We start from the raw sequence: 22,543 nt of genomic DNA, 5'->3' as shown, positions 1-22,543 counted from the left end.
TTTACTATTTAAGGCTGCAAATATAAGCTATAGGTGGTTTACTATATGCATGATACAATATGAAATTACAAGCTTGGCACTTTGTTTGTTAAGAGGAATGAGTTGGAGAGCGGTAAAATTTAAAATTACTGAGTTCTTTTTGCTCTGTATTCTGTAACAAATTATAGATATAAGCGTCAAAGAAGTACATCATCAATCAATAAAATAATATCAAAAATGAGTTTTTTACGTGTTTTACTGGCAATCATCTTTCCTCCGCTTGCGGTCATCGGAAAAGGTTGTGGGTCCTTTTTAATTGTTCTACTTTTGACCTTCTGTGGCTGGGTACCTGGTGTTATAGCTGCATTGGTTATTTTGAACAACCCCAATTAAAATCCAAACTATGAAATTTTTTAGAGCATTGGTAATCGTGTTCATTACCGTTTTATTTGTAGCCTGCAATTTTACGGAGGAAATACATTTTAATGAAGATGGAACGGGTAAGATGAACATTGGCTTTGACGGAAGCGAAATGCTCCAAATGTTACCTTCAACAGATTCTACGGAGCTGGAAGAAGTTATAGATTCTACCTTGGTTTTTAAAGATTTGCTACGGGATAAAAAGGATAGTATAGCCCAATTGTCTCCTGAACAGCAAGCTCAATTAAAAAAGTTAGAGCCTTTTAGCCTTCATATGTTGGTCAATGCCGAAGAAGGAATCATGAACTTTGATATGTTTACGGACTTCAAAAACGTTTCCGAAATTAACGATGCTTTTAATGCTTTTCAAAGTGCAAGTAGCATTGGTCCGGCGGCAGGAAGTAAACCCATGCCAAAAAATTCCGCTAACGAAGCTACGGAAGTGAGTTATAGCTTTAAAAAGAACAAATTTAAGCGTTCTGCAGCTATTGTGGACCAAGACTTGTTCAAGCAAAGTATAGATAGCCTTTCGAGTGCAGAAATGTTCTTGTCCGGTTCTACGTATACCTTTAAATACCATTTTCCCAAACGGGTAAAATCTACCAACGTGGAGGATGCCACATTTTCAATGGACGGAAAGACCATGATCTACGAGGTTGGTTTTATGGAAATGCTGAAAGACCCGGAGTCTATATTGATCGAGGTAGAATTAGAGGATTAGGGCATTACCTTTTCATATCTTTGTAGCATGAACAAGAAGGTCTATTTGCAGGATTTAGGTTTAAAGGATTATAAGGAAACTTGGGATTACCAAGAAGCCCTGTTCAAGGAGACCGTAGATTTAAAAATAAAGAATCGTAGGGGACAAGCCAATGAACCCACACCCAATCATTTTTTGTTTGTAGAGCACCCACATGTTTACACCTTGGGCAAGAGCGGCGATTTTGCGAACCTCTTGATTAGCGAGGAAGAACTAGCTGCAAAAAACGCAAAGTTTTATAAAATCAACAGGGGCGGAGATATTACCTATCACGGCCCTGGACAAATAGTAGGTTACCCTATTTTAGATTTGGATAATTTCTTTACGGACATTCACAAATACCTGCGTTTTTTAGAGGAAATGGTCATTCTTACCTTGGCCGAATACGGATTGAAAGCCGAACGCTCCGAAGGAGAAACCGGAGTTTGGTTGGATGTTGGCACCCCGTTTGCTAGAAAAATATGCGCCATGGGCGTACGTGCCAGCCGCTGGGTAACCATGCACGGGTTTGCTTTAAACGTAAATGCGGATTTAGGGTATTTTGATTTGATGATTCCCTGTGGCATAAAGGATAAGGCCGTTACTTCTTTGAATGTAGAATTAGGGAAGGAAACCGTTGATATGGATGAGGTTATGGGAAAGTTACAAAAACATTTTGAAAGTCTCTTTGAGGCAGAGTTGATAAAGGAAAAAACCAGGGTGTGAGCCGTGGTTTTTTCCTTTAATCTTAATCAAAAGCCCATACATCGTTCATGTAACGATCTTCACTTGAAGAGCCTCCAATGACCCATAATTTGTTGTCAAAAACAGCGGTGGTATGATAAGTTCTTCTTGAGAAAGAAGCCGCATCAGTAGCTTCTGTCCAGGTGATGCCGTCGTCGCTGTACCAAACGTCATTTTTGAGTGTTCCATCATAACCCGCAATGATCCATAATTTGTTGTCAAAAACAGCGGTGGTATGAGACTCTCTGGTCGAGAACGGGGCCGGAACGGTAGCCTCGCTCCAGGTAACCCCATCTGCGCTGAACCAAACGTCATTTTTTCTAGATGTTGCATCAATTCCTCCAATGACCCATAATTTGTTGTTAAATATAACTGTATCATGAGAATCTCTGGCGGAAAACGGAGCATCTGCCGTAGCTTCGGTCCAGGTAAACCCATCGGTACTGAACCAAACATCATTTTTGAGCCTTCCATCATTGCCCCCAATGACCCACAATTTGTTATCGAATACAACTGTGGTGTGATAATATCTGGCGGAAAACGGGGCATCTGCCGTAGCTTCGGTCCAGGTAATGCCATCGGCGCTGTACCAAACGTCATTTTTTCTAGATGTTCCGTCAATTCCCCCAATGACCCATAATTTGTTGTCAAAAACAGCGGTGGTGTGAATACTTCTTGCGGAAAAAGGGGCCGCATTGGTAGCCTCGGTCCAGGTAAGACCATCTGCGCTATACCAAACGTCATTTTTATTTGTATCGTCATAACCACCAATGACCCACATCTTGTTGTCAAAAACAGCGGTGGTATGACTAGACCTTCCCGAGAAAGCAGCAGCAGCGGTTACTGGGGTGTTGTCAAATTTTAGCCCCCTTACGCTAAATTCGTTAACCGTGCTGTTCATCGTGGCATTTTCGGGATCCTTGGCTACCACTTTCCAGTAATAGAAGTCATAGGTATGCAGGCGCTCTGTTACTTCAAAAGAGGTACTGGTAAGGTCTGCCGTGTATAGTTCAGTAGGGTCCTCTTCTTTACCCAAATACAAATCGTAGGTGATGGCATCCCCATCTGGATCTGTAGCGGCCTGCCAACTGAAAGTAGGGTATACGTCTACACCAACGGCACCGTCCGTTACCCCGATCAAATTAAATGGCTCGGGTGCGAGGTTAGCAGGTTCTTCTTCTTCTTCTTCTTCGCTAGGATTTTCCTCCTCTTTGGGTTGTTCTTCCGCAGCCGGGGGTGGAGCTTCTGGCCCATCGTCTTTGGAACAAGCGGCGTTTAGTAGAAACATACCTAACAGTAGAACGAGATAGAATGTTGATGGTGTTTTCATAATATTTTTTTTAGGGTGATACGTTTAGTTTCACTTTAATGGTAGCGGATAGTAAAGGTTAACATTAGGGCGTAAAAAAACCTCGGTGTGAGCCGAGGTTTTTTATTTTGCCTAAAATAAAGCTAGTATTCCAAGCCAAAATACTGTATTACTTCTTCGTAGGTCATTTTTTTAAGATTTTCACTTCCGGTTTTCCCAGATAGATTGCCTTCAACAAGAATGAACCTAAAGCTTAAGGTCTGATTAAAAATGGAGTGTACGATAAGGCCCCCAACACGGATTTCGTCAATATCCATACGAACTTCGTTAGAAATGACTATGGGTAGACTTTCCCATTTAAAGGTGTTTGAAGGATTCCTGGCATATCCTAAAACGAATCCTGTGTCAAATATTTCTTGTGTCAGTTCGGACATATCAAAGGGATTGTCACCAACGACGATGTCTTTATCTTCAAACATAACCGAAACAACATTGGCATTGCCATCTTCGCCATCTTGACCATTGGTTCCGTCAGTACCGTCAGTACCGTCAACTCCATCTGCGCCGTCTTGCCCTGGTACCCCTTGTACCCCCTGTGCTCCTTGCGGTCCAGCAGGACCTACATCGCCATCTTTTGAACATGAAATAATCGCAATTGAAAAAACCATTATTAGGCTCATGAAAAATTTAAATTTTGTTTTCATTTTAATAATTTTTATAGATTACTGATTGTATTTTTTTTATTTAATGTGAGGGATTCATAAAGGTTAACATTGGAGAGTAAAAAACCTCGGTTTGAGCCGAGGTTCTTCGTCTTCTGGGTGTAAAAGCAGGCCTTTGATACTTCTTCATAACGGCTGGCTAACAGATTCGGTTCTTTACTTATGGTTCACGATTAGTTTTTAGAATCTTCTGATTTAGCATCATTTAACATCTTATTGACCTTTGCTTTGAGTTCTTCTTTCTTTGTGGGGTCGTTGCCTAAATCGATTATTTCGTACTGATTATGAAGGGACTGCTTCATTTCATCTGACATATCCATGTTTTCTATCAATTCAAGATAGTTGGTCGCATCGCCTACGGGGTTATCTGCTCCCGCTCCCATCAGATTAAAAACTTCACCAAAGACCTTTGTCTGCTCGTCTAGAAGGTTCATTTGTTTAGTGGTATCTGTTTTTGATTTGTCTTGAGTTTGCTGCGCTTGGCAAAATGTAGTTAAGCCAAGGGCGACTATTGTAAGTGTTATTTTAATTGTTTTCATTGGTTTTTGTTTTGTTTAGTGTTAAAGAATATTACTCATGCCTTTATTTACAGCGTTTTATAAAAACGTTTCTCTTGGATAGAATTTGCACGGAAAGATAAAAGTGGATATAAACCTCAAACTTGGATCAACATTTATGTTTTATCTGCTTAATATGCTATACCATAATAATCACAAACAGCGTAGTAATCATTTATATCGATTCCATTATTTGAAAGTTCTTTTTTAGTGTATTCAAAAGATTTTTTAATTGATGGTGAACTAGCATTTTTACCGGTTGCTGTATTGGATGGAATAATTACATATCGAAAACGGACTCCTTTATTTTCTGGGTTTAAAGCATCTGGTTCCCAGAGATACTCTCTTGGACTTAAATTCCGAGAATATGAAGTTATTTTAACGTACATCTTATAAAAAGTAGGCCTTATATCAACAGTGATGGACTTGTCTATTGTTTGTCCGTCAATGTGATAGCGATAGTAGGGAATGAGGTAAAAATGGGAATAAGATGAATTATTTTCATATTGATCATAGTAATAAACCAGTAGTACATCTTCATTTACGTTGTAATTACTTAGTGGTATTGGTAAGGTCTTATGGCTATCACTACTACTCGTAAAATCGGATTCAATGGGTTGGAACCAATCGGAGGCTACTACATTGGCATTACCGTCTTTACCATCAACTCCATCTTCACCATCTTGCCCAGGTTCTCCTTGTATTCCTTGTTCCCCTTGCAGTCCGTCTGACCCTGGGTCACCATCTTTTGAACATCCAATGGCCACAAGGCCAATACCTAGAAAAATGTAGGATAAAAATTTTAAAGTAGTTTTCATAATATGTAGAATTTGTTTACGGCTTTTAATGAAACCAGAAATAAAAGGTTAACGACCTCGTATAATTTCTTTTTAAAAGAGGTTGTGATTTTTGGGGTATGCTCATTTAGTGAGGTAAAACCAGCTTTTAAATTGCAATTGAATTTTCCATACTGGTTCGGATACTTTTAATTGTTTCAATTGGATTTTTTTAATATTGAAACAGTATAGTCATGAGTAACAATAGGGTAATGATGAAGGCTGTTATGAATATCCACTTTAACAATTCTAATTTTTCATAAGTGTTCATAATTTTCATTTTTCGGTTCATTATTTAATATGAAAACTTAGAAAGAGGTTAACATGACTGCTACTTTTTATTTTTTAATTGCTACTATATCCTTTCTGAAATTATTAGCTCGTTTTCAGGGTGGGCAAACAAAAAATGTTAAATTAGATGCCACCGCTGTTAACCTTCTCATTAGATATGCATTAAATGGAAAATATACAGGCAGAAATAACGCTTGAAGATTTACGAAAAGGGTCTGATATTCTTTTAAAAAAGGTGTATGAGTCCAATCGCACAAAATTTTTGAATTATGCGAGGCGCTACAACCTTTCTGAAGAAGAAAATATAGATGTATATCAAGATGCCTATATTATTTTCTATGATAATGTCATGAGCGGAAAACTAGAAAGCTTAACCAGCAGTATTTCTACATACCTGTTTTCTATTGGCAAATATTTAATTTTTGACAAGATGAGAAAGAATAAAAAAATGGTAAGTGGTGATTATGATTTATCAAGGGTTGAAGAAACAGATGAGCAGGTAAATACCTTTGATTTGAAAAGACCCGATCTTTCCGAAGAACAGGTTTTATTGAAAAAGCACTTTAGTACTCTAGGCGAAAAATGCCAGCAATTGTTGACTCTTTTTTATTACCGGGGTTATACCATAAAAGAGATTATGGAGGCTGAAAATTATAATAATGAGAATGTGGTCAAAGCGGCCAAATCGCGTTGCATGAAAACGCTTAGAGAAAAAATCCAAGCAAATACCTACTAATCATGGATAAAGAACTTTTGTTGTATAATTATTTTTCCAACCAATTGACGGTTGAACAGCAGCATCAATTTGAGGAGTTGTTGAAAACGGATATCGGTTTCAAGAAACAATTCGACTTTGAAAATAACTTAAAGGGAGTTATTAGAGAGAAAGAAAATGAAAACCTAAAGGCTAAGCTAAAAGGTTTTGAAAAGGAGATAGAAAGTGCTACACCGGTGCGTCAATTACCTGGAACAAACTATAGGAAATGGGCCATGGCAGCATCTATTGCGTTGTTGATAGGTTTAGGTTGGTTGGGATACAATAGTTTTTCAGGACCCGATTATGAAAACCTGTACCGGGAGAACTTTCAGGAATATCCCAATACAGTTTATGCCATTACTAGGGGGGAGTCTGTTGAATCTATTGAAAGAAAAGCATTTACGGATTATGAATTAGGTAATTATGAGTCGGCTATTGGAAACTTTAAACGAATACCTCAATCCGATAAAAAAGGATATGTGGATTTTTACTTAGGGTTGTCATATTTAAATTCAGGTCAGTTGGACGAGGCCAAAAAATTACTGGTTAACACAGGAGCATCAAATGAAAAGTTTAAAGCAGAGACCTATTGGTATCTAGCATTAATTGCCATAAAAGAAAACAATAAGAAGACTGCTGTAGAATATTTAAATGAGCTTGTTTCGCAATTTGACTATAATAAAGATAAGGCGCAACGGCTCTTGAAAGAATTAGAATAAGGTCAACTAATTCTCTTTTTTTTAGTGAAGGCCCAAAACCCTAACAGGGCAAGAATTACGGCTCCAATTATCCAATATCCCCAATGGTATTTAATTAATACCGGTGTGCTATTGCCAGAGAGTACATATCCAGACCAATAATAGGGGTGTGCCAAGGCATTTTGACTGTTGTTTTGTAAAAATGTTATCTGTGCGTTTTGCATAGCTCTGTCCTTAGATTCTCCTTTGGAGAGATGCGTATAGAACAACCCCATAAGGTTGGCGGAAGAAGCATCGTTTACTTTCCATAAAGTACTGGCAATACTGGAAGCCCCGCCATAGAAGAACCCACGGGAAAGGCCCATAAACCCTTCTCCCCGGCGCAATTCTCCAATACCCGTTTCGCATGCGCTTAAAGTAATCAAGTCGGCATCTGTTCTAAGCGTATACAAGTCTGCTACAAAAAGAAGGTCTTCATTATTGTTGTTATGGTTCTGCGAAAAAGCCAAATAGGAATATTCCGGAGTACTATCGTTAAAAATAGCGTGTGTGGCCAAATGTAGAATGCCATATTTTTTGTGTTCCTTTTTGAAATTTTCTAGTGAAGCATCATTTTTTAGTAAAGAAAGCCCTTCAAAAGTGCTCAAAATTCTTTTGGCCTCTAAACTATTATGGGGCAAGGGTGAAAGTGCGGACCTGTTGATATTAACCTGAGATGTACCATCAAAACTTGGGGCTACGGCTAGTACATTTGGCGTGTTTACAGGTCGGTTGCGTAATTCCGAAAGGAGTGTAGCCGAATTACTATATCTTATTGCAGAATGCTCAATTAGGTAGGTCAAGTCGTTGTTGTTCGTATTTAGGGCCGAAAAGGGAATGTAGTTTAATAACCCGTCCGTTATAAGTGTAAGTTCTTGGTCTGCTTCAGTTATAAAAGGTGCTAACAATCTGTTGTACAGTTGATAGGTTTTTTTGCTTAGTTCTTTTATATCGGACTGTGGGTCTGCCAAATCTTTATAAGCGGATTTAATCCTGGTTTCTAATTCTTCGGTTATCGGAATTTTTCCTAATTTCTTTTCGCCTTTGGTAACCGTTACTACATAAATATCATGGTTGCCGTAGAAGTAGGATATTAATTTTTCTCCTTCACCCAATTCATCCTGTAACCCCCGTAGTGAAATGGTTTTGGTGTTATATTTTAAGTTGAAATAATCATTGTAGTTAGCTTCTAAATCGGCAATGAGTTTCCGGTGTTCCTGTTTAAGGTCAAAAAGAAGTTCTTCTGATGTGTCAGTTTTTTCCTTAACGTAGTTGGTCTTCTTTTCCAAGTGAACAATTTCGGATTTCAACTGACTTTCTCGCTCTAAAAGTTCAGGAGGAATATTGCCAAATTTGGTTGCTTTGGTGTTCAATAGAGCTTCAAGCAATATAGCAGATTTACTTTCTTCGCTATACTTGAAAGCCTGGTCAATATAATTGCCTTCTCCCTTAATAGTATACAAATTATAAAGAGCGTTCAAGCCAGATTCTATAAGCGGATATACATCTTCAATAAGCGTCAGCTTATCCGCTTGGCTTTTAAAGGTAGGCTTTAGGGTGTCCAATTGGATCAACGCTTGATTAACGGTAGTTATAACTTGAGGATAAGAGGATTCATTACCAATTCTGGAGAGTGCCTCAGCTCTGTTTTTTAGGAGTTTTAATAAGGTGGTGCCGTTAGGATTGTGAACGGATAGTTGCTCAATTCCCAACTTGAAATTTTTCAAAGCCCCATCATATTTTTTGAAATATATATTCATTAACCCTATTTGGTTATATAGGAGTGCAATTTCATCATGATTTTGATTTTTCCACTTTCTTTTTAAGGCGGATATAGCATTCGTATAAGCTTCGGTCGATTTTTGGTATTCTCTTTTTGATTTGTAAAACCCCGCTTCTGCTTCATAATATTTATGCCAAAATGGATGTTTTTCAGGGATTTTATCCTTTAACAGATTTAGATAATGATTGGCACTATCCAACTGGGTGAGGGCCAGTTTGCTTTGAATCAGTCGGCATCCATCCGTAATGACGTAATTTAAGTTTGAGTTGTTTTTTAAATGAGATGAGAATGATTTTTGAAAATAAGAGCTGGATAGTCCGTACTGGCCTTCTCTTTCATAAACTTCACCTAACAAGCTATATGTGTTTAATAGATAGGGGAGGTTATTGGGCAAATGTTTCTGTAAGAATCTAATGTTTTGATGATAATACTGTTTGGCTAAATCATATTTGCCTCCGTTGCTATAGGCTTTTGCTAGAAGGCTATAGCCGCTGGAGATAAGGTAGGCATGACCTGTAGTAAGGGTTTCTGGCTGGGTCTCATTATATGAGTCTATTATTTTCAATAAAGCATTTCGTAATGTACTATACTCATTAATGTTGTAATAGTACATGGCTTTATCGTACAGAAGCGAATTTTGAATCATTAGCCTATTAGAAGAGGTATCTATTTCTTTTTCATGAACTAAGGAAATAGAATCCAGTAAGCGAATGTTAGATTTAATTTGTTGTAAATCATAAAAGTAAATAGACTGTCTGTTCCAGTTGATCAGCGTGTAGAAATTGTCGTTCCAAGAGTTGTTCGCACTGGAAAGTGAATATATCTTTTGAAAATAGTGATATACTGAATCTTGTTGCTTGTAGTAAAATTGACGCGATTTCTTTGTTAAGGAATCTAAATGGTTATTGTATTCATGAGTCTGCCCAATTAATGAACAACATACTAAAAAGAAGATGCAAAATACAATAATTGGTTTCATAAAAAATTGGCCTTCATATATATGAAGGCCAATTTACGAATAAGTTCGTTTAAAGATTTGTACTACAATAAATTATGGATTTTACATTTGTAAGGGTATCATTAGGTTATTTTTATTGTGGAATATAATAGGCAGGTATTGTGTAATTAAATGGCTTTCCATCTTTTCCTAATTTCTCAATTTTTATAAGTAGTTCGCCTTTTTCTGCGGCTAGGGTGGCAAACTTTTGATACAGAATTTGATTGTTGTATTCAGGTAATGGCGAAAATTCGGTTATGATTTTACTTATCTCTTTTCCGTTCAAATCTAGAACGCTAACATTCAGGATCTTTGTGTCCGGAGTGGTGATAAGGAACTCTTGCAAGTTGGAGAGTGTCCAACATAAACATGGAAGGGGAGGATTGTCCGGGTCTATTATTCCTAAAACACCTAAATCAAAAATACTGTTCTGTACCTCCATAAATTCCTTTTTTTGGCTTTCGGCCATAGCCTTTTCTTTTTGAGCTTCATTGTATTTTGGGTCGTTGGGTGAGATAGATTCCAATTCTTTTATATGGTTTTCCAAGGTTGCTATTTCGTTGCTTAAATAAAAGGAGTAGAGGTCACCTTCATAGATATAATTTTCTTTGGTTAGTTTAACCTTGTCATCTGCATGACCAACATAGTCTTTTATACATGATGTAAACATCAATAAAAGTGTGCATCCTAAAAATAGTTTCATTTTCATAATAGAGGGTTTAGAGGTTATAAGTATTGTTTAATGTTCTTAGGTGAAAAAGGTTAACAGTTTGTTCTATTTTGAATAAGAAGTAAGTTCAGATGTGCTGATTAAATTACCATTGTCCTTATAAGATTCCTGTTTTATCATACCAACACCTTCTGCAAGCCATAGTTTAGATTTCATTTTAATAGTAGCCCCCATGGTTTTTGTGGTGCTGTTTTCGGTGATCAAATAACAATCAAAGGTACCTGCAGGAGTGGTCACACTTTCTTTCTTCTCTACTTTTCTATTGGTTTGGTCTACGGAAACGTTCATGTTAATGCCAGACATACTCATAGCAATGGCAACGTTGGCGTCATTTAATTGTTGGCCTACGCTGAGGTCATTGGGAAGCTCAATATCGGTACCAGAAATATCCATTTCCAATCCCATTTCTGAATATTGTTGCATCATTTGAGAGGGGAAAAGCGATTTGTAATCAACTGTAACCAATCCGTTTTCACAACTAAAGGAATAGCTGCTTTCAAAAACATCCTTACCTTTTTTATCTTTATATTTCATGTCAAAAGTAGCTGCTGCTGCCGAACCTTCTTGACGAACATCGGTGATGGTGTAGTTTACGCTGCCATCAGTTTTACCTTTTTTATCGTAACTCGTGTATTCAAATGAGCTCCCTTCTTCTAAAGGATAGAATTTACTACAACTTTCTTGTGCAAAAGTGATGTTCATAGTGAAGAAGCAAAATAAGGTAATCAATAAAGGGGTTTTCATAGTGTTCATTTTATGTTTTTATAGTTTGATAAATTCTACGCGTCGGTTTTGCGCTTTGCCATCGGGTGATGAATTGTCGCCAACAGGCTCAGTTTCACCTTTACCTTCTGTTGTTAATCTGTCTGAAGATACGTTATATACTGATATTAAGGCATTTTTGACAGCTTCAGCTCTGTTTTGAGATAGGCTCATGTTTTTACTGTCGTCTCCATCGGCATCAGTATGCCCAACAATTTTTAAACGTATGTTGCTATCCTGTTGCAGTACTTGATATATCTGTCTGATGATGCCCATAGATTGCGGTTGAATATTGGCAGAGCCACTATTGAAAAGGATTCCGTTAGTGGATATTTTCCCATCTGCAAGTAATTTTCTACGTAAGTCAACACCTCCTTTTGCAACTTTTATATTCCCTATGAGTATAGATTCTTTCTTGGTGTCCGTTCCGCGAAGCGTAAACTTAACACCTTGCATTTGCACACTGGCCGGTAAAAGCCGTGGTACATCTATATATTTGGTTTCGTTTATCCATAGTCTAAATCTCTGTTTGTTGACCGCCACGGAAACATGGTGTTTCTTATTTACAATATTTCGGATATCTGCACCCACGTCATTACGGATAACTCGTTTTGAGGCAATGTTGTTTTCAACCACCACCCCACGTGCAATAAACTGACAAAAAGAATATTCTACCTTGCCTAAATTGGCACCTTTTTTAAAGGTGTTGTTATCGCTTATAGTTACTCCAAAATAAGATTGAGAGGAAGTTTTACCGTCCAGTCCGGTAGCAATAACATCAAACTCCAAGGTAAATTCTTCGGGTAGATTGGTGACATCCGGAATATATGTAGTTTGGTAACCGGGTAAAATTTTCAGCCATTTATTGGATTGCCCGTCTAGGGTTACCAATTCTCCACTCCCGTTTGTATTCCAACGAGATGGAAAATCGCCCACAAAATCGTTGGAAAAATCATCTACAAAAATTGGGGTATCACCTGGTACAAAATCAAATTTACTGTACACTTTAATGGTTTCTGACTCAGTTTTACTGGATTCTTCTTGGTTATTGGGGGAATTCTCTTCGCTAGTTTCTGGGGATTCTTGTTCTCCGGGACTGTTGGAAGGATTGGTTTTAGGTTTTTTCTTTTTCTTTTTTTCGGATCCAGGTTCAAAAATACTGTCAAGGGCTTGATCCGTTTTTTCGGAGGTTTCTTTTTCTACCCTGCGTTCAACCGTTCTTTCGGCGGCCCTTTCGGCAGCTTTACCCAGTTTTCTTAAAATTTGGGCGTCACTTGTCTGGTGGGCAAAAAAGATGCACACTATGGGTAAAATAAATTTTAAGTAGTGTTCTAGTGTTTTCATGTACTTGGTATTTAATAATGTAAAAATTGTCCGTAGACCTAATGTTTACATTAATGATTAAACACCTTAAAAGGTTAACATCAAAACTAAATGAAATGGGTTTTTTAAAAGAGAGATTTGTATTTGTTGGATGTGAAAATTGTATGGATGGTATAAAATACTTTGTAGATGGAATAAATATTACTCTTCCTACATGTAAGAAAAAATAGAAATAAATGCTTGGACTCTATTATTCGGGGAGTAACCGAAAACTTTTCCTGTGATATTTGGTAATACCATACTTCTTAATGGCCGCACGATGTTCTTTTGTAGGGTAGCCCTTATTTTTTTTCCAGTTGTACATTGGGTATTCTTCGTGAAGCACATCCATATATGCATCTCTGTAAGTCTTTGCCAAAACGGATGCTGCGGCAATGTTCATGTATTTTCCGTCGCCTTTTATAATACATTCATGCGGAATATCTTTAAAAGGCTTGAACCGGTTCCCGTCTACGATAATAAATTTGGGAGTTGTTTTTAGTTGTTCAATAGCCTTGTGCATTGCTAAAATTGAGGCATTTAAAATATTTATGGCATCAATTTCTTCTTGAAAAACATGGGAAACGGCGTAGGCTGTGCAGTTAGATTCAATTATGGGCCTTAGCACGTCCCTTTTGCTGTGGGTCAGTAATTTTGAGTCGTTTAAAATGCTATTTGTAAATCCTTTGGGCAAGATTACGGCAGCGGCCGTAACTGGTCCGGCTAGACATCCTCTTCCAGCTTCATCGGTTCCGGCTTCGTTTTCAAATTTGTATCTCTCTAATAGCATTTTTCAATGGAAATTAATAGGACCGTAAAGTATAATTACTTATTACAAATTACAATATAGAGGTCTCCTTTTTCTAAGAAATACTGGTCAAATCGCGTTTGTTGTTTTTTTAACAAAATAAGTGTCAAATTAACATTTTATAAACAAAATTTGTGATAATATTTGGATTATTAACAAATTTTTAGGTTTTTTGTCGAAACTAATTCACAAAAACATATACATGAAACGAAAATTTAAATGGATTATAGTGCCTTTTTTGGTATTATTATCAGGCTACTCTTTTGCCCAAGAAAAATCAATTTCCGGAAATGTTACGGATGAAGATGGTCTTCCGTTACCAGGTGTTTCCGTTGTGGTTATAGGTACTACAAATGGTACCCAAACAGATTTTGACGGTAATTATACCATTAGTGCAGAAGAGGGGCAGAGTCTTAGATATAGTTATATCGGACAAAAAACGGTTAAAAGAGTGGTTGGTGCCTCAAATTCCATTAACGTACAGATGGAATATTCGGCCCAAGCTTTAGATGAGGTGGTTTTGACCGGTGTTGCCCAAGGTACTTCAAAAAAGAAGCTGGCTTTTAAAGTGGAGACAGTACCTGTAACTGGAACTCAAAATGTACCAACTCCTGATGCTGCATCGGCTTTAATTGGAAAAGTAGCTGGTGCGCAAATTGTTCAAGGTGGTGGTAATCCGCTCCGTAATGCTGCTGTTATTTTAAGAGGGGCAAGTTCTATAGAAGGGAGCACTGCACCGCTAATTATTGTAGATGGTATTATAACTCAAGGAGGACTTAATCAAATAAGTACACAGGATATAGAAACAATAGAGGTGGTAAAAGGGGCGGCAGCTTCATCTCTCTATGGTTCATTGGCAGGTAATGGTGTTATCCAAATTATAACAAAGCGGGGTACCACAGATAAGCCTAAAGTAACATTGCGTTTTGAAAATGGTTTCTCTAATACTCAAAGAGATTATCCATTGGCAAAGAATCATGATAGATTGTTAGATGCAAATGGCAATTTTGATGTTAGCAGCGGTTCAATAGTTGCTGACCCAGACGGGATTTTTGACAACCCCTATCCTGGTGATTTGATAAATAACGTAGATGAGTTCATTAGCTCCCAACCCTACAGTCAAATAAGTGTAGGAGTCTCTCAGAATCTAGACAAGGTTAACTATTATGTTTCGGCTGAGCAAACAGAGGTACAAGGCATTATAAGAGGTCTTGACCCGTTTAAAAGACAAAATGCACGTCTAAATTTGGATGTAAACTTAAGTAGCAAATTTAAGCTGGAACTAACCAATTATTTGGTTAGGCAAACAGGGGCAGAGGTTACTCAAGCTGGACAAGGAGATAACGTATTTTTTAATTTGTTAACGGCGAACCCAACGGTAAGACTAGATCAAAAAGACGCTAACGGAAACTTTATTCCCTTCTTTGATGGAAATGGATTTATCAATGAATATCAAAATCCTTTGTATGTTGCTTCAAACCAAAAGTTCGATAATGAAAATACTAGATTAGTATCTTCGGTTACTGGTAAGTATAGCATTACGGATAACTTGGTATTTGAAACTCATTTGTCTACGGACAGAGGCCGTAGTGAATTCGTTAACTTTTTCCCAAAAGGTTATGTTTCAGGTTCTCAATTTGATCCGAATACCAACAACGGTTTTATTTTAAATATTGATAGTGATTACGCTCGAGTCAATTCTTATGCTCAGTTAAATTACAACACTAGTTTTGGTGATTTTAATTTTAAATCTTCTTTAAGGTATTTATTTGAAGACTTTGAAGGATCTTTTAAAACTGCCCAAAGTTCTAATTTTTTAACGGAAGGGGTTAGTAATTTACAACAGGGTACTGAGAATATTAGTGTAAACTCGGGTGAGTTTCAAGAGAAAACACAAAACGTATTCTTATCCGCAGATTTTGATTGGAAGGACAAATTAATAATTGGTGGATTTGTACGGTCGGATAGAAGTTCGCTCTTTGGAGAGGACAATCGCGATCAACTTTTCTATAGAGGGTCTTTGGCCTATAGGTTGGGTGAGGATATTGATGCGGAATGGTTAGATGAATTAAAATTTAGAGCCTCCTATGGTACTGCAGGTCTTAGACCTAGCTTTGGAGACATTTTTGAGACGTTCTCAGTAAGTCAGACGGGTATTACTCCATTGCAAATTGGTAATCCTGACTTGCAATCGCCAACAATAAAGGAATTGGAAGTTGGTTTTGATTTTCAGGTCTTAAATAAGTATACATTGGCATTTACTTATGCTAATTCAAATACGGAAGATGCCTTGATTACGGTACCTTTATCTGGCGCGGTTCCAGGAAGCGTTCAAGTTCAAAATGTAGCGGATACTTCCTATGAGGCATATGAGGTTGCATTTAACGGTACGCCATTTGAAACCGAAGATTTTACATGGGATTTTGGTATCACTTTCGCGACAGTTGAAAATTCGGTCGATAATTTAGGTTCGGTTGCTCCTTTCAACAGGGTTATTCAAGGTTTTGGAGCAGGTAACAGTAACCAGCAATTGGATGCAGATCCAGCGGTAAATGTTTTTAGGGTTGAGCCAGGGCAGCCATTTGGAGCAATGTTCGGAAATCAACTGGCAACATCGTTAGATGATTTAACCGTTGAGGATGGCGTAGTTATCAATGAAGGACTTAATCTACCAATATCTGATTTTTCGGTTAACGAATTTGGTCATGTTATTGTGACCGCCAATGAAGATCAGTCTGGTTTGGTAAACGCAGGCGGAGAACAGGCAATTAGAAAGTGGAACCCTGAGACAAATCAATTAGCTGTAGGTTTAATTGGAGATACTAACCCAGACTTCAATATGGGCTTCAAAAATACATTGACCTATAAAAACGTGAGTCTCTACACACTTGTAGATGCTCAAATTGGTGGGGATGTCTATAATTATACCAAGCAATTTTTGTATTTCAATGATAGACATGCAGATTTAGATACATATGGAGCTGCAGGTCAGCAATCTTCTTATGCTAATGCTAGTTCAACAATTTACAATGGAGCTGCTCCTATTGATTATTTTGTTGAGGATGCAACCTTTGTGAAAATCCGTGAAATCTCATTGTCATATACTTTGGATGATGACATATTGGGACCTAAAATTCCAATAGATGCTATCAAATTTACACTATCAGGTAGAAACTTATACACATTTACGGATTACTCAGGTTATGATCCGGAAGTAGCACTTAGTGGAAGTCCTATTTTTAAGTTGGATGAGTTTTCTTTTCCAAATTTTAGAACTTTCGCTGCAGCGGTACAGATAACATTTTAAAAAAATAAGAGCATGAAAAAAATAATTTATATTGTCATGGCCATGACAGTACTGTCATGTACACAAGAGGAATTCGATATACGCAATTCCAATGAGGCAGATTCGCAAAGAGTATTGGCGAACGGACCCGATTTTCAGAACTTTAATATTTCTAATCACTCAGCCTTATTCGACAATCAAATAGAATTTCAAGGTATTTTCTTTAGAGGTATAGCTGATCAATTCTCTACAACAAATGCTTTTAGTGGTTTTTGGGCATTTTGTGATCAACCTAGAAGGCAGATTATAAACTCAACTGCTAACGATGACCTTTCATCTCAAGCCGGTGGACCATGGAATAGTTTTAATTCAGTAATCAATAATGCCAATATTGTAATAGGTAATATAGAGAATGATGGTAACCAAGTAATGGTTGGAGACAGTGATCTTACGGAACAGGAATTGGCTGCTGCTTATTTTGATAAAGGTGTGGCGCAAGGTTATCTTGCTTTAATATATGATAAAGCTTATATCGTAAATCCGGATACGGATCCAGGTGCACTTGAGTTTTCTACTTATCAAGAAGTTTTTGTTGAAGCCGTTAAGAACATTGAGATAGGTATCCAGAAGGCTAGTTCTTTTAGCGGATTCCAATATAGTATTTATCCAGGAGGAGAGATGCTAGACGGTCCTAAGTTCTTAGAATTGGCAAATAGTTATTTGGCACGTCTATCTATAGGTTTGCCTAGGGATAATGCCGAAGCAGAAACTCTTGATTATAACGCTATACTAGCTTATGCCGAAAAAGGCCTAACCGAAGACTTTAGCCCATTGGCAGAAGAAGATGTGTTTTTTAATAATTTTCAAGATTGGTCATTGTTTGATTTAGGAGATGCGGGTTATATGCCTACGGATTTGAAAATTTTGCACCTTTTTGACCCCACTTATGATACGGATTATCCTGAAGATGAAAGTATTGTGTTAGGAGAAGCAGTATCGGACGATCCTAGACTTGAGGAGTATTACGAATATGTTGGTGACGATTTTGGATTTCTTAGAGCCTCAAGAGGGCGGTATCTCTTTTCAAGTTATAAAACTGTGAAGTTTTTTAATGACAATGATCAGAACGAAACCGGTCTGCCTACCAATGTTTTTGCAAAGGCCGAAATAGATTATATAATAGCTGAGTGCCACTATCGTTTAGGAAACTTTAGTGCAGCTGTTGCAGCTTTAGATGCTTCTCCTCGCATGTCAAAGGGTAATCAGTCTACAACGGCAGCAGGACCTAACGTTTTGAACGCTTTGCTTTATGAAGTGTCTATAGAACTTGACCTTGCATCGGGAATTTGCGTAGAGTGGTGGTTCATGAGAAGGCATGATATGTTGCAAGCAGGCTCGCCTACTATGTATCCTGTGCCGGCATCTGAACTTGAAATTACTCAAGATGATATATATACTTTTGGCGGTACTGCTGCTGTAGGTGAACCAGGTACTGCTTCTGGTGCAAATGACTGGAGGAATATAGATTTGGTATACTAGATTTTTATTTGAATTTTGCTAGGAAAGGCCGTCATATTAGTTGACGGCTTTTTTTTGTTTTGAAAATCAATTTTTAAACCTCTATCCAAGAACTTAAAATTTTCACATTTAATTACGAACTAAAAAAATTAACTTTACCGCTGTAATTAGCTTCAATGAAATATATTCTTTTAGTTTTCTTAATTCACTTTTCATGTATTCAGGTCTCTGCACAAGAAGACTCTATTCCTCCTAAAAGAGACATAGATACTTCGGCGGTTCGTCGTATGCCACGTAGATTAGGACCCAAGGAAAAGGAAAAAGAAGAGGAGCCGGAGGAGTTAACAATCAAAGATTACAAGATTATTTCTTATGCTAGAGATACCACATTTTTGGATACAACACTTACCATTCAGAAAGAATATAAATACAATTATTTAAGGAAGGACGATTTTGAACTTATGCCTTTTGCCAACGTAGGAAAACCATATAATAAGTTAGGGGTAGATTTTACTTCTAATAATTTGTATCCGTCGTTGGGGGCTACTGCACTTCACAGTAATTATTTTGAGAAGGAGGACATTGATTATTATAATGTAGCCACGCCAATGTCAGATTTGTTGTTCAAGACTACTTTTGAACAAGGTCAATTACTAGATGCCAACTTGGCCTTCAACACCTCTAGAAGACTCAATTTTTCTCTAGCGTACAAAGGGTTTCGTTCTTTTGGTAAATACCAATATAACCAATCGGAATCAGGTAATTTTAGGACTACTACCAATTATGTTACCAAGAATAATAGGTATAGCTTACGAGCACATATAGCCGCCCAGAATATTGAAAATATGGAAAACGGCGGTTTGGTAGATGAGGAGGGGCAGTTTGAGTCCGGTCTCGCAGACTTTAGTAACCGGGTTAAGATAGATGTCCGTTTTAGCGATGCCAATAGTAAGATATTGGGAAAACGCTACTTTTTTGATCATTTATATAAGTTGATACGAAAGGAAAAGGACTCTAGTCGCCAAGAAAAAACATCATTAGGTATAGGTCATCAGTTTAATTATGAAACCAAGTATTACGCATTTAACCAAACTACTCCAAACGAATACTATGGAAACAATCTGGTTTCGCCAATAGAGGACAAGGCCAGTTTAAAAACAATGTACAACCAAGTTAATGCGGAGTTTTATAATGCAACGTTGGGTAGGCTTCAAGGTAATATTTCACTGTACAATTACAACTACTTTTTCAATAGTATACTCATAAATGAAGAAAGGGTAACCATTCCAAGTAGGCTAAAGGGCGAAGAAATTGCATTAGGTGCGGAATATGAAAAGCGTATAAAAGGTTTTCAATTAAAGGCCACGGCAAAGTATAATTTGTCAGGAGAGCTGGGTGGTAATCAAATGAACGCTTCCGCATCTTATAGGTTAAATGATAAGCATAAGATAACCGTATCTGCGTTTGGTTCATCAAAGATGCCGGATTTTAATTTCTTGCTTTACCAAAGTGATTATGAAAATTACAACTGGTTAAACCTGTCCAATTTTGAAAAAGAACAGGTATACGGTTTACGTTTGGACTTTGAGTCAGAGTTGTGGGGTAATCTTATGGTGAGTTACCAGACGGTTGATAATTATACCTATTTTGGGCAAGACCCATCCGTTTTGTTGGAAGAAGGTATGGAGAATGCTACGATACGCCCTTTGCAAGAAGGCAATGTACTCAACCATACCAAGGTAAAATATGCCAAGGAGTTTAAGCTGGGAGGTTTTGCGTTAAATAATACAGTTATGTATCAAAATGTATCTCAGGCAAATCAGGTTTTAAACGTGCCTGAGTTGGTAACTAGGAATACATTGTACTTCTCTTCCGACGTTTTTAAAAAGGCCATGTTTATGCAAACAGGAGTAACCCTAAAGTATTTTACAGCGTATAATATGGATGCTTACAATTCGCTTTTGGGTGAATTCTACCTTCAGAACGATCAAAAATTGGGTAACTTCCCTATGTTGGATTTCTTCATAAATGCAAAAATTCAACAAACCAGAATCTATTTAAAGGCGGAACACTTCAATTCTTTGTTCATAGAGAAGCCTACATACTATTCCGCCCCTGGGTATCCATACCGTGATTTCGTGATCCGTTTCGGTCTTGTGTGGAACTTTTTCTCGTAGTTCGGGTGTGTTTTGGGGAGGGCAGGTGCATGTTCATGGTGCCATGTTGCGTCCATGTCAAGCCTTTGGTACTGGAAATGACCCGAAAGGAAGGAAAAACCTTGTTCCCTTTATGTCTCATAATCAAGCAGCTGTGCGGTCAGGGCGTTAAAAAACGAAATTTTCCGTTAAAAATTGTGCTGGAATTAAAAAAGGGTGTTACATTTGCAGCCCGCTAAACAGGTATGAAGATGTTTGTTAAGCGGGGGTTAAAAAAGAGTAAACGTTCCTTGTGATATATTGTTTTGAGACGGCGAAAAAAAAGATTTCGATTTTTTTTAAAAGAAAGTTGCCGGTTAGAAAAACAGTTGTATATTTGCAGCCGCTTAGACAGACAGTAAGATGTTCGGAAGGCGTTTCCCGGGAGACCGGGAGGGATATAGAAGTTCATTTGACATATTGTGGAGACAGCGTAAAGGGATGAATTGGGAAACCTTTTTGTTCCGATGAATTACGAAACAACATACAGATTAGAGTTTAAGATTTTTATTTTAGGATGAGAGTCGGGGCCGGGAAATTTTCGGGGTTGAAAGACTTATAACATATAATGAAACAACGATGAAGAGTTTGATCCTGGCTCAGGATGAACGCTAGCGGCAGGCCTAACACATGCAAGTCGAGGGGTAACAAGTCTAGCTTGCTAGATGTTGACGACCGGCGCACGGGTGCGCAACGCGTATACAATCTGCCCCCTACTGTGGGATAGCCCAGAGAAATTTGGATTAATACCACATGGTACCATATTACGGCATCGTATTTATGGTTAAAGGTTACGGTAGGGGATGAGTATGCGTCCCATTAGTTAGTTGGCGAGGTAACGGCTCACCAAGACCGCGATGGGTAGGGGCCCTGAGAGGGGGATCCCCCACACTGGTACTGAGACACGGACCAGACTCCTACGGGAGGCAGCAGTGAGGAATATTGGACAATGGGCGGGAGCCTGATCCAGCCATGCCGCGTGCAGGAAGAATGCCCTATGGGTAGTAAACTGCTTTTATACGGGAAGAAAAAGGGCTACGTGTAGCCCACTGACGGTACCGTAAGAATAAGGACCGGCTAACTCCGTGCCAGCAGCCGCGGTAATACGGAGGGTCCGAGCGTTATCCGGAATTATTGGGTTTAAAGGGTCCGTAGGCGGGCCGATAAGTCAGGGGTGAAAGTCTGCCGCTCAACGGTAGAATTGCCTTTGATACTGTCGGTCTTGAGTTATGGTGAAGTTGGCGGAATATGTAGTGTAGCGGTGAAATGCATAGATATTACATAGAACACCGATTGCGAAGGCAGCTGACTAACCATCGACTGACGCTGATGGACGAAAGCGTGGGGAGCGAACAGGATTAGATACCCTGGTAGTCCACGCCGTAAACGATGGATACTAGCTGTCCGGGTCCTTGAGACCTGGGCGGCCAAGCGAAAGTGATAAGTATCCCACCTGGGGAGTACGTTCGCAAGAATGAAACTCAAAGGAATTGACGGGGGCCCGCACAAGCGGTGGAGCATGTGGTTTAATTCGATGATACGCGAGGAACCTTACCAGGGCTTAAATGCATATTGACAGGGTCAGAGATGACTTTTCCTTCGGGCAATTTGCAAGGTGCTGCATGGTTGTCGTCAGCTCGTGCCGTGAGGTGTCAGGTTAAGTCCTATAACGAGCGCAACCCCTACCGTTAGTTGCCAGCGAGTCATGTCGGGGACTCTAACGGGACTGCCGGTGCAAACCGTGAGGAAGGTGGGGACGACGTCAAATCATCACGGCCCTTACGTCCTGGGCCACACACGTGCTACAATGGCCGGTACAGCGGGAAGCCATGCGGTAACGCAGAGCGGATCCACAAAACCGGTCACAGTTCGGATCGGGGTCTGCAACTCGACCCCGTGAAGCTGGAATCGCTAGTAATCGGATATCAGCCATGATCCGGTGAATACGTTCCCGGGCCTTGTACACACCGCCCGTCAAGCCATGGAAGCCGGGAGTGCCTGAAGTCCGTCA

At 38.6% G+C, this 22,543-nt stretch carries 17 protein-coding genes and 1 rRNA gene (1 of these 18 only partly in view); 9 read left to right on the top strand and 9 right to left on the bottom strand.

What is annotated here, in order from left to right:
* Window positions 1–216 precede the first annotated feature (216 nt).
* From SJY45_RS09855 to lipB, 3 genes are read left to right on the top strand one after another with little or no spacing between them, the layout of a single operon-like run.
* Complete coding sequence (locus tag SJY45_RS09855; protein ID WP_215438162.1) at window positions 217–372, top strand: YqaE/Pmp3 family membrane protein; 156 nt, start codon at window positions 217–219, stop codon at window positions 370–372.
* Between the two features lie 10 nt (window positions 373–382).
* The gene (locus tag SJY45_RS09850; RefSeq protein ID WP_400070386.1) at window positions 383–1,120 is read left to right on the top strand and encodes a hypothetical protein; all 738 of its coding nucleotides are present in this window, start codon (window positions 383–385) and stop codon (window positions 1,118–1,120) included.
* Between the two features lie 27 nt (window positions 1,121–1,147).
* On the top strand, window positions 1,148–1,864 hold the full coding sequence (gene lipB, locus SJY45_RS09845; protein ID WP_400070384.1) for a lipoyl(octanoyl) transferase LipB: 717 nt from the start codon (window positions 1,148–1,150) through the stop codon (window positions 1,862–1,864).
* Between the two features lie 22 nt (window positions 1,865–1,886).
* Here lipB and SJY45_RS09840 read toward each other — a convergent pair whose 3' ends face one another.
* The 4 genes from SJY45_RS09840 to SJY45_RS09825 form a co-directional block, all read right to left on the bottom strand.
* Window positions 1,887–3,212 (bottom strand): Kelch repeat-containing protein, encoded by a 1,326-nt coding sequence (locus SJY45_RS09840; protein WP_400070382.1) that lies wholly within the window; start codon window positions 3,210–3,212, stop codon window positions 1,887–1,889.
* A gap of 122 nt (window positions 3,213–3,334) precedes the next feature.
* Entirely contained in the window at window positions 3,335–3,895 is a 561-nt protein-coding gene (locus SJY45_RS09835) for a hypothetical protein (RefSeq protein ID WP_400070380.1), read from the bottom strand.
* A gap of 191 nt (window positions 3,896–4,086) precedes the next feature.
* Window positions 4,087–4,452, bottom strand: coding sequence for a hypothetical protein (locus SJY45_RS09830; protein ID WP_400070378.1), 366 nt, complete (start codon window positions 4,450–4,452; stop codon window positions 4,087–4,089).
* Window positions 4,453–4,601: 149 nt separating this feature from the next.
* Window positions 4,602–5,288 carry a hypothetical protein gene (locus tag SJY45_RS09825; protein WP_400070376.1) on the bottom strand — a complete coding sequence of 229 codons (687 nt, stop codon included), beginning with the start codon at window positions 5,286–5,288 and terminating at the stop codon, window positions 4,602–4,604.
* Between the two features lie 475 nt (window positions 5,289–5,763).
* Here SJY45_RS09825 and SJY45_RS09820 point away from each other — a divergent pair, with 475 nt between their 5' ends.
* Window positions 5,764–6,333, top strand: coding sequence for an RNA polymerase sigma factor (locus SJY45_RS09820; protein ID WP_400070374.1), 570 nt, complete (start codon window positions 5,764–5,766; stop codon window positions 6,331–6,333).
* Window positions 6,334–6,335: 2 nt separating this feature from the next.
* Window positions 6,336–7,073, top strand: a complete 738-nt coding sequence (locus SJY45_RS09815; protein WP_400070372.1) for a tol-pal system YbgF family protein — start codon at window positions 6,336–6,338, stop codon at window positions 7,071–7,073.
* Between the two features lie 2 nt (window positions 7,074–7,075).
* On the opposite strand, the gene SJY45_RS09810 is transcribed toward SJY45_RS09815, so the two are convergent.
* The 5 genes from SJY45_RS09810 to SJY45_RS09790 all read right to left on the bottom strand — a co-directional run bounded on the left by SJY45_RS09810 (window position 7,076) and on the right by SJY45_RS09790 (window position 13,515).
* On the bottom strand, window positions 7,076–9,853 hold the full coding sequence (locus tag SJY45_RS09810; protein ID WP_400070370.1) for a CHAT domain-containing protein: 2,778 nt from the start codon (window positions 9,851–9,853) through the stop codon (window positions 7,076–7,078).
* A gap of 112 nt (window positions 9,854–9,965) precedes the next feature.
* Entirely contained in the window at window positions 9,966–10,580 is a 615-nt protein-coding gene (locus SJY45_RS09805; RefSeq protein ID WP_400070368.1) for a hypothetical protein, read from the bottom strand.
* A gap of 66 nt (window positions 10,581–10,646) precedes the next feature.
* On the bottom strand, window positions 10,647–11,345 hold the full coding sequence (locus tag SJY45_RS09800; RefSeq protein WP_400070366.1) for a hypothetical protein: 699 nt from the start codon (window positions 11,343–11,345) through the stop codon (window positions 10,647–10,649).
* A gap of 18 nt (window positions 11,346–11,363) precedes the next feature.
* Window positions 11,364–12,707: an OmpA family protein gene (locus SJY45_RS09795; RefSeq protein WP_400070364.1), complete on the bottom strand. Its 1,344-nt coding sequence runs from the start codon at window positions 12,705–12,707 to the stop codon at window positions 11,364–11,366.
* A 229-nt stretch (window positions 12,708–12,936) separates the two neighbouring features.
* Window positions 12,937–13,515, bottom strand: coding sequence for a ribonuclease HII (locus tag SJY45_RS09790; RefSeq protein ID WP_303407697.1), 579 nt, complete (start codon window positions 13,513–13,515; stop codon window positions 12,937–12,939).
* Window positions 13,516–13,735: 220 nt separating this feature from the next.
* Here SJY45_RS09790 and SJY45_RS09785 point away from each other — a divergent pair, with 220 nt between their 5' ends.
* From SJY45_RS09785 to SJY45_RS09770, 4 genes are all read left to right on the top strand, one after another.
* On the top strand, window positions 13,736–16,840 hold the full coding sequence (locus SJY45_RS09785) for a SusC/RagA family TonB-linked outer membrane protein (protein ID WP_303407700.1): 3,105 nt from the start codon (window positions 13,736–13,738) through the stop codon (window positions 16,838–16,840).
* A gap of 12 nt (window positions 16,841–16,852) precedes the next feature.
* On the top strand, window positions 16,853–18,358 hold the full coding sequence (locus tag SJY45_RS09780) for a hypothetical protein (RefSeq protein ID WP_400070361.1): 1,506 nt from the start codon (window positions 16,853–16,855) through the stop codon (window positions 18,356–18,358).
* 155 nt (window positions 18,359–18,513) lie between these two features.
* Window positions 18,514–20,514 (top strand): putative porin, encoded by a 2,001-nt coding sequence (locus SJY45_RS09775; protein ID WP_400070359.1) that lies wholly within the window; start codon window positions 18,514–18,516, stop codon window positions 20,512–20,514.
* 594 nt (window positions 20,515–21,108) lie between these two features.
* Window positions 21,109–22,543, top strand: a 16S ribosomal RNA gene (locus SJY45_RS09770); it runs 91 nt beyond the window's last position.

Origin of the sequence: Zobellia russellii (assembly GCF_044597075.1) — a bacterium.
Lineage (GTDB): Bacteria > Bacteroidota > Bacteroidia > Flavobacteriales > Flavobacteriaceae > Zobellia > Zobellia russellii.
This window is presented reverse-complemented; position numbering and strand designations above follow the sequence as displayed.

Bases quoted from the DNA above. Each gene is read 5' to 3' on its own strand.
- SJY45_RS09830 (WP_400070378.1), bottom strand. From the start codon at position 4,452: ATGAAAACAATTAAAATAACACTTACAATAGTCGCCCTTGGCTTAACT.
- SJY45_RS09795 (WP_400070364.1), bottom strand. From the start codon at position 12,707: ATGAAAACACTAGAACACTACTTAAAATTTATTTTACCCATAGTGTGC.
- SJY45_RS09790 (WP_303407697.1), bottom strand. From the start codon at position 13,515: ATGCTATTAGAGAGATACAAATTTGAAAACGAAGCCGGAACCGATGAA.
- SJY45_RS09805 (WP_400070368.1), bottom strand. From the start codon at position 10,580: ATGAAAATGAAACTATTTTTAGGATGCACACTTTTATTGATGTTTACA.
- SJY45_RS09810 (WP_400070370.1), bottom strand. From the start codon at position 9,853: ATGAAACCAATTATTGTATTTTGCATCTTCTTTTTAGTATGTTGTTCA.
- SJY45_RS09820 (WP_400070374.1), top strand. From the start codon at position 5,764: ATGGAAAATATACAGGCAGAAATAACGCTTGAAGATTTACGAAAAGGG.
- SJY45_RS09840 (WP_400070382.1), bottom strand. From the start codon at position 3,212: ATGAAAACACCATCAACATTCTATCTCGTTCTACTGTTAGGTATGTTT.
- SJY45_RS09780 (WP_400070361.1), top strand. From the start codon at position 16,853: ATGAAAAAAATAATTTATATTGTCATGGCCATGACAGTACTGTCATGT.
- SJY45_RS09785 (WP_303407700.1), top strand. From the start codon at position 13,736: ATGAAACGAAAATTTAAATGGATTATAGTGCCTTTTTTGGTATTATTA.
- lipB (WP_400070384.1), top strand. From the start codon at position 1,148: ATGAACAAGAAGGTCTATTTGCAGGATTTAGGTTTAAAGGATTATAAG.
- SJY45_RS09815 (WP_400070372.1), top strand. From the start codon at position 6,336: ATGGATAAAGAACTTTTGTTGTATAATTATTTTTCCAACCAATTGACG.
- SJY45_RS09855 (WP_215438162.1), top strand. From the start codon at position 217: ATGAGTTTTTTACGTGTTTTACTGGCAATCATCTTTCCTCCGCTTGCG.
- SJY45_RS09850 (WP_400070386.1), top strand. From the start codon at position 383: ATGAAATTTTTTAGAGCATTGGTAATCGTGTTCATTACCGTTTTATTT.
- SJY45_RS09825 (WP_400070376.1), bottom strand. From the start codon at position 5,288: ATGAAAACTACTTTAAAATTTTTATCCTACATTTTTCTAGGTATTGGC.
- SJY45_RS09835 (WP_400070380.1), bottom strand. From the start codon at position 3,895: ATGAAAACAAAATTTAAATTTTTCATGAGCCTAATAATGGTTTTTTCA.
- SJY45_RS09775 (WP_400070359.1), top strand. From the start codon at position 18,514: ATGAAATATATTCTTTTAGTTTTCTTAATTCACTTTTCATGTATTCAG.
- SJY45_RS09800 (WP_400070366.1), bottom strand. From the start codon at position 11,345: ATGAAAACCCCTTTATTGATTACCTTATTTTGCTTCTTCACTATGAAC.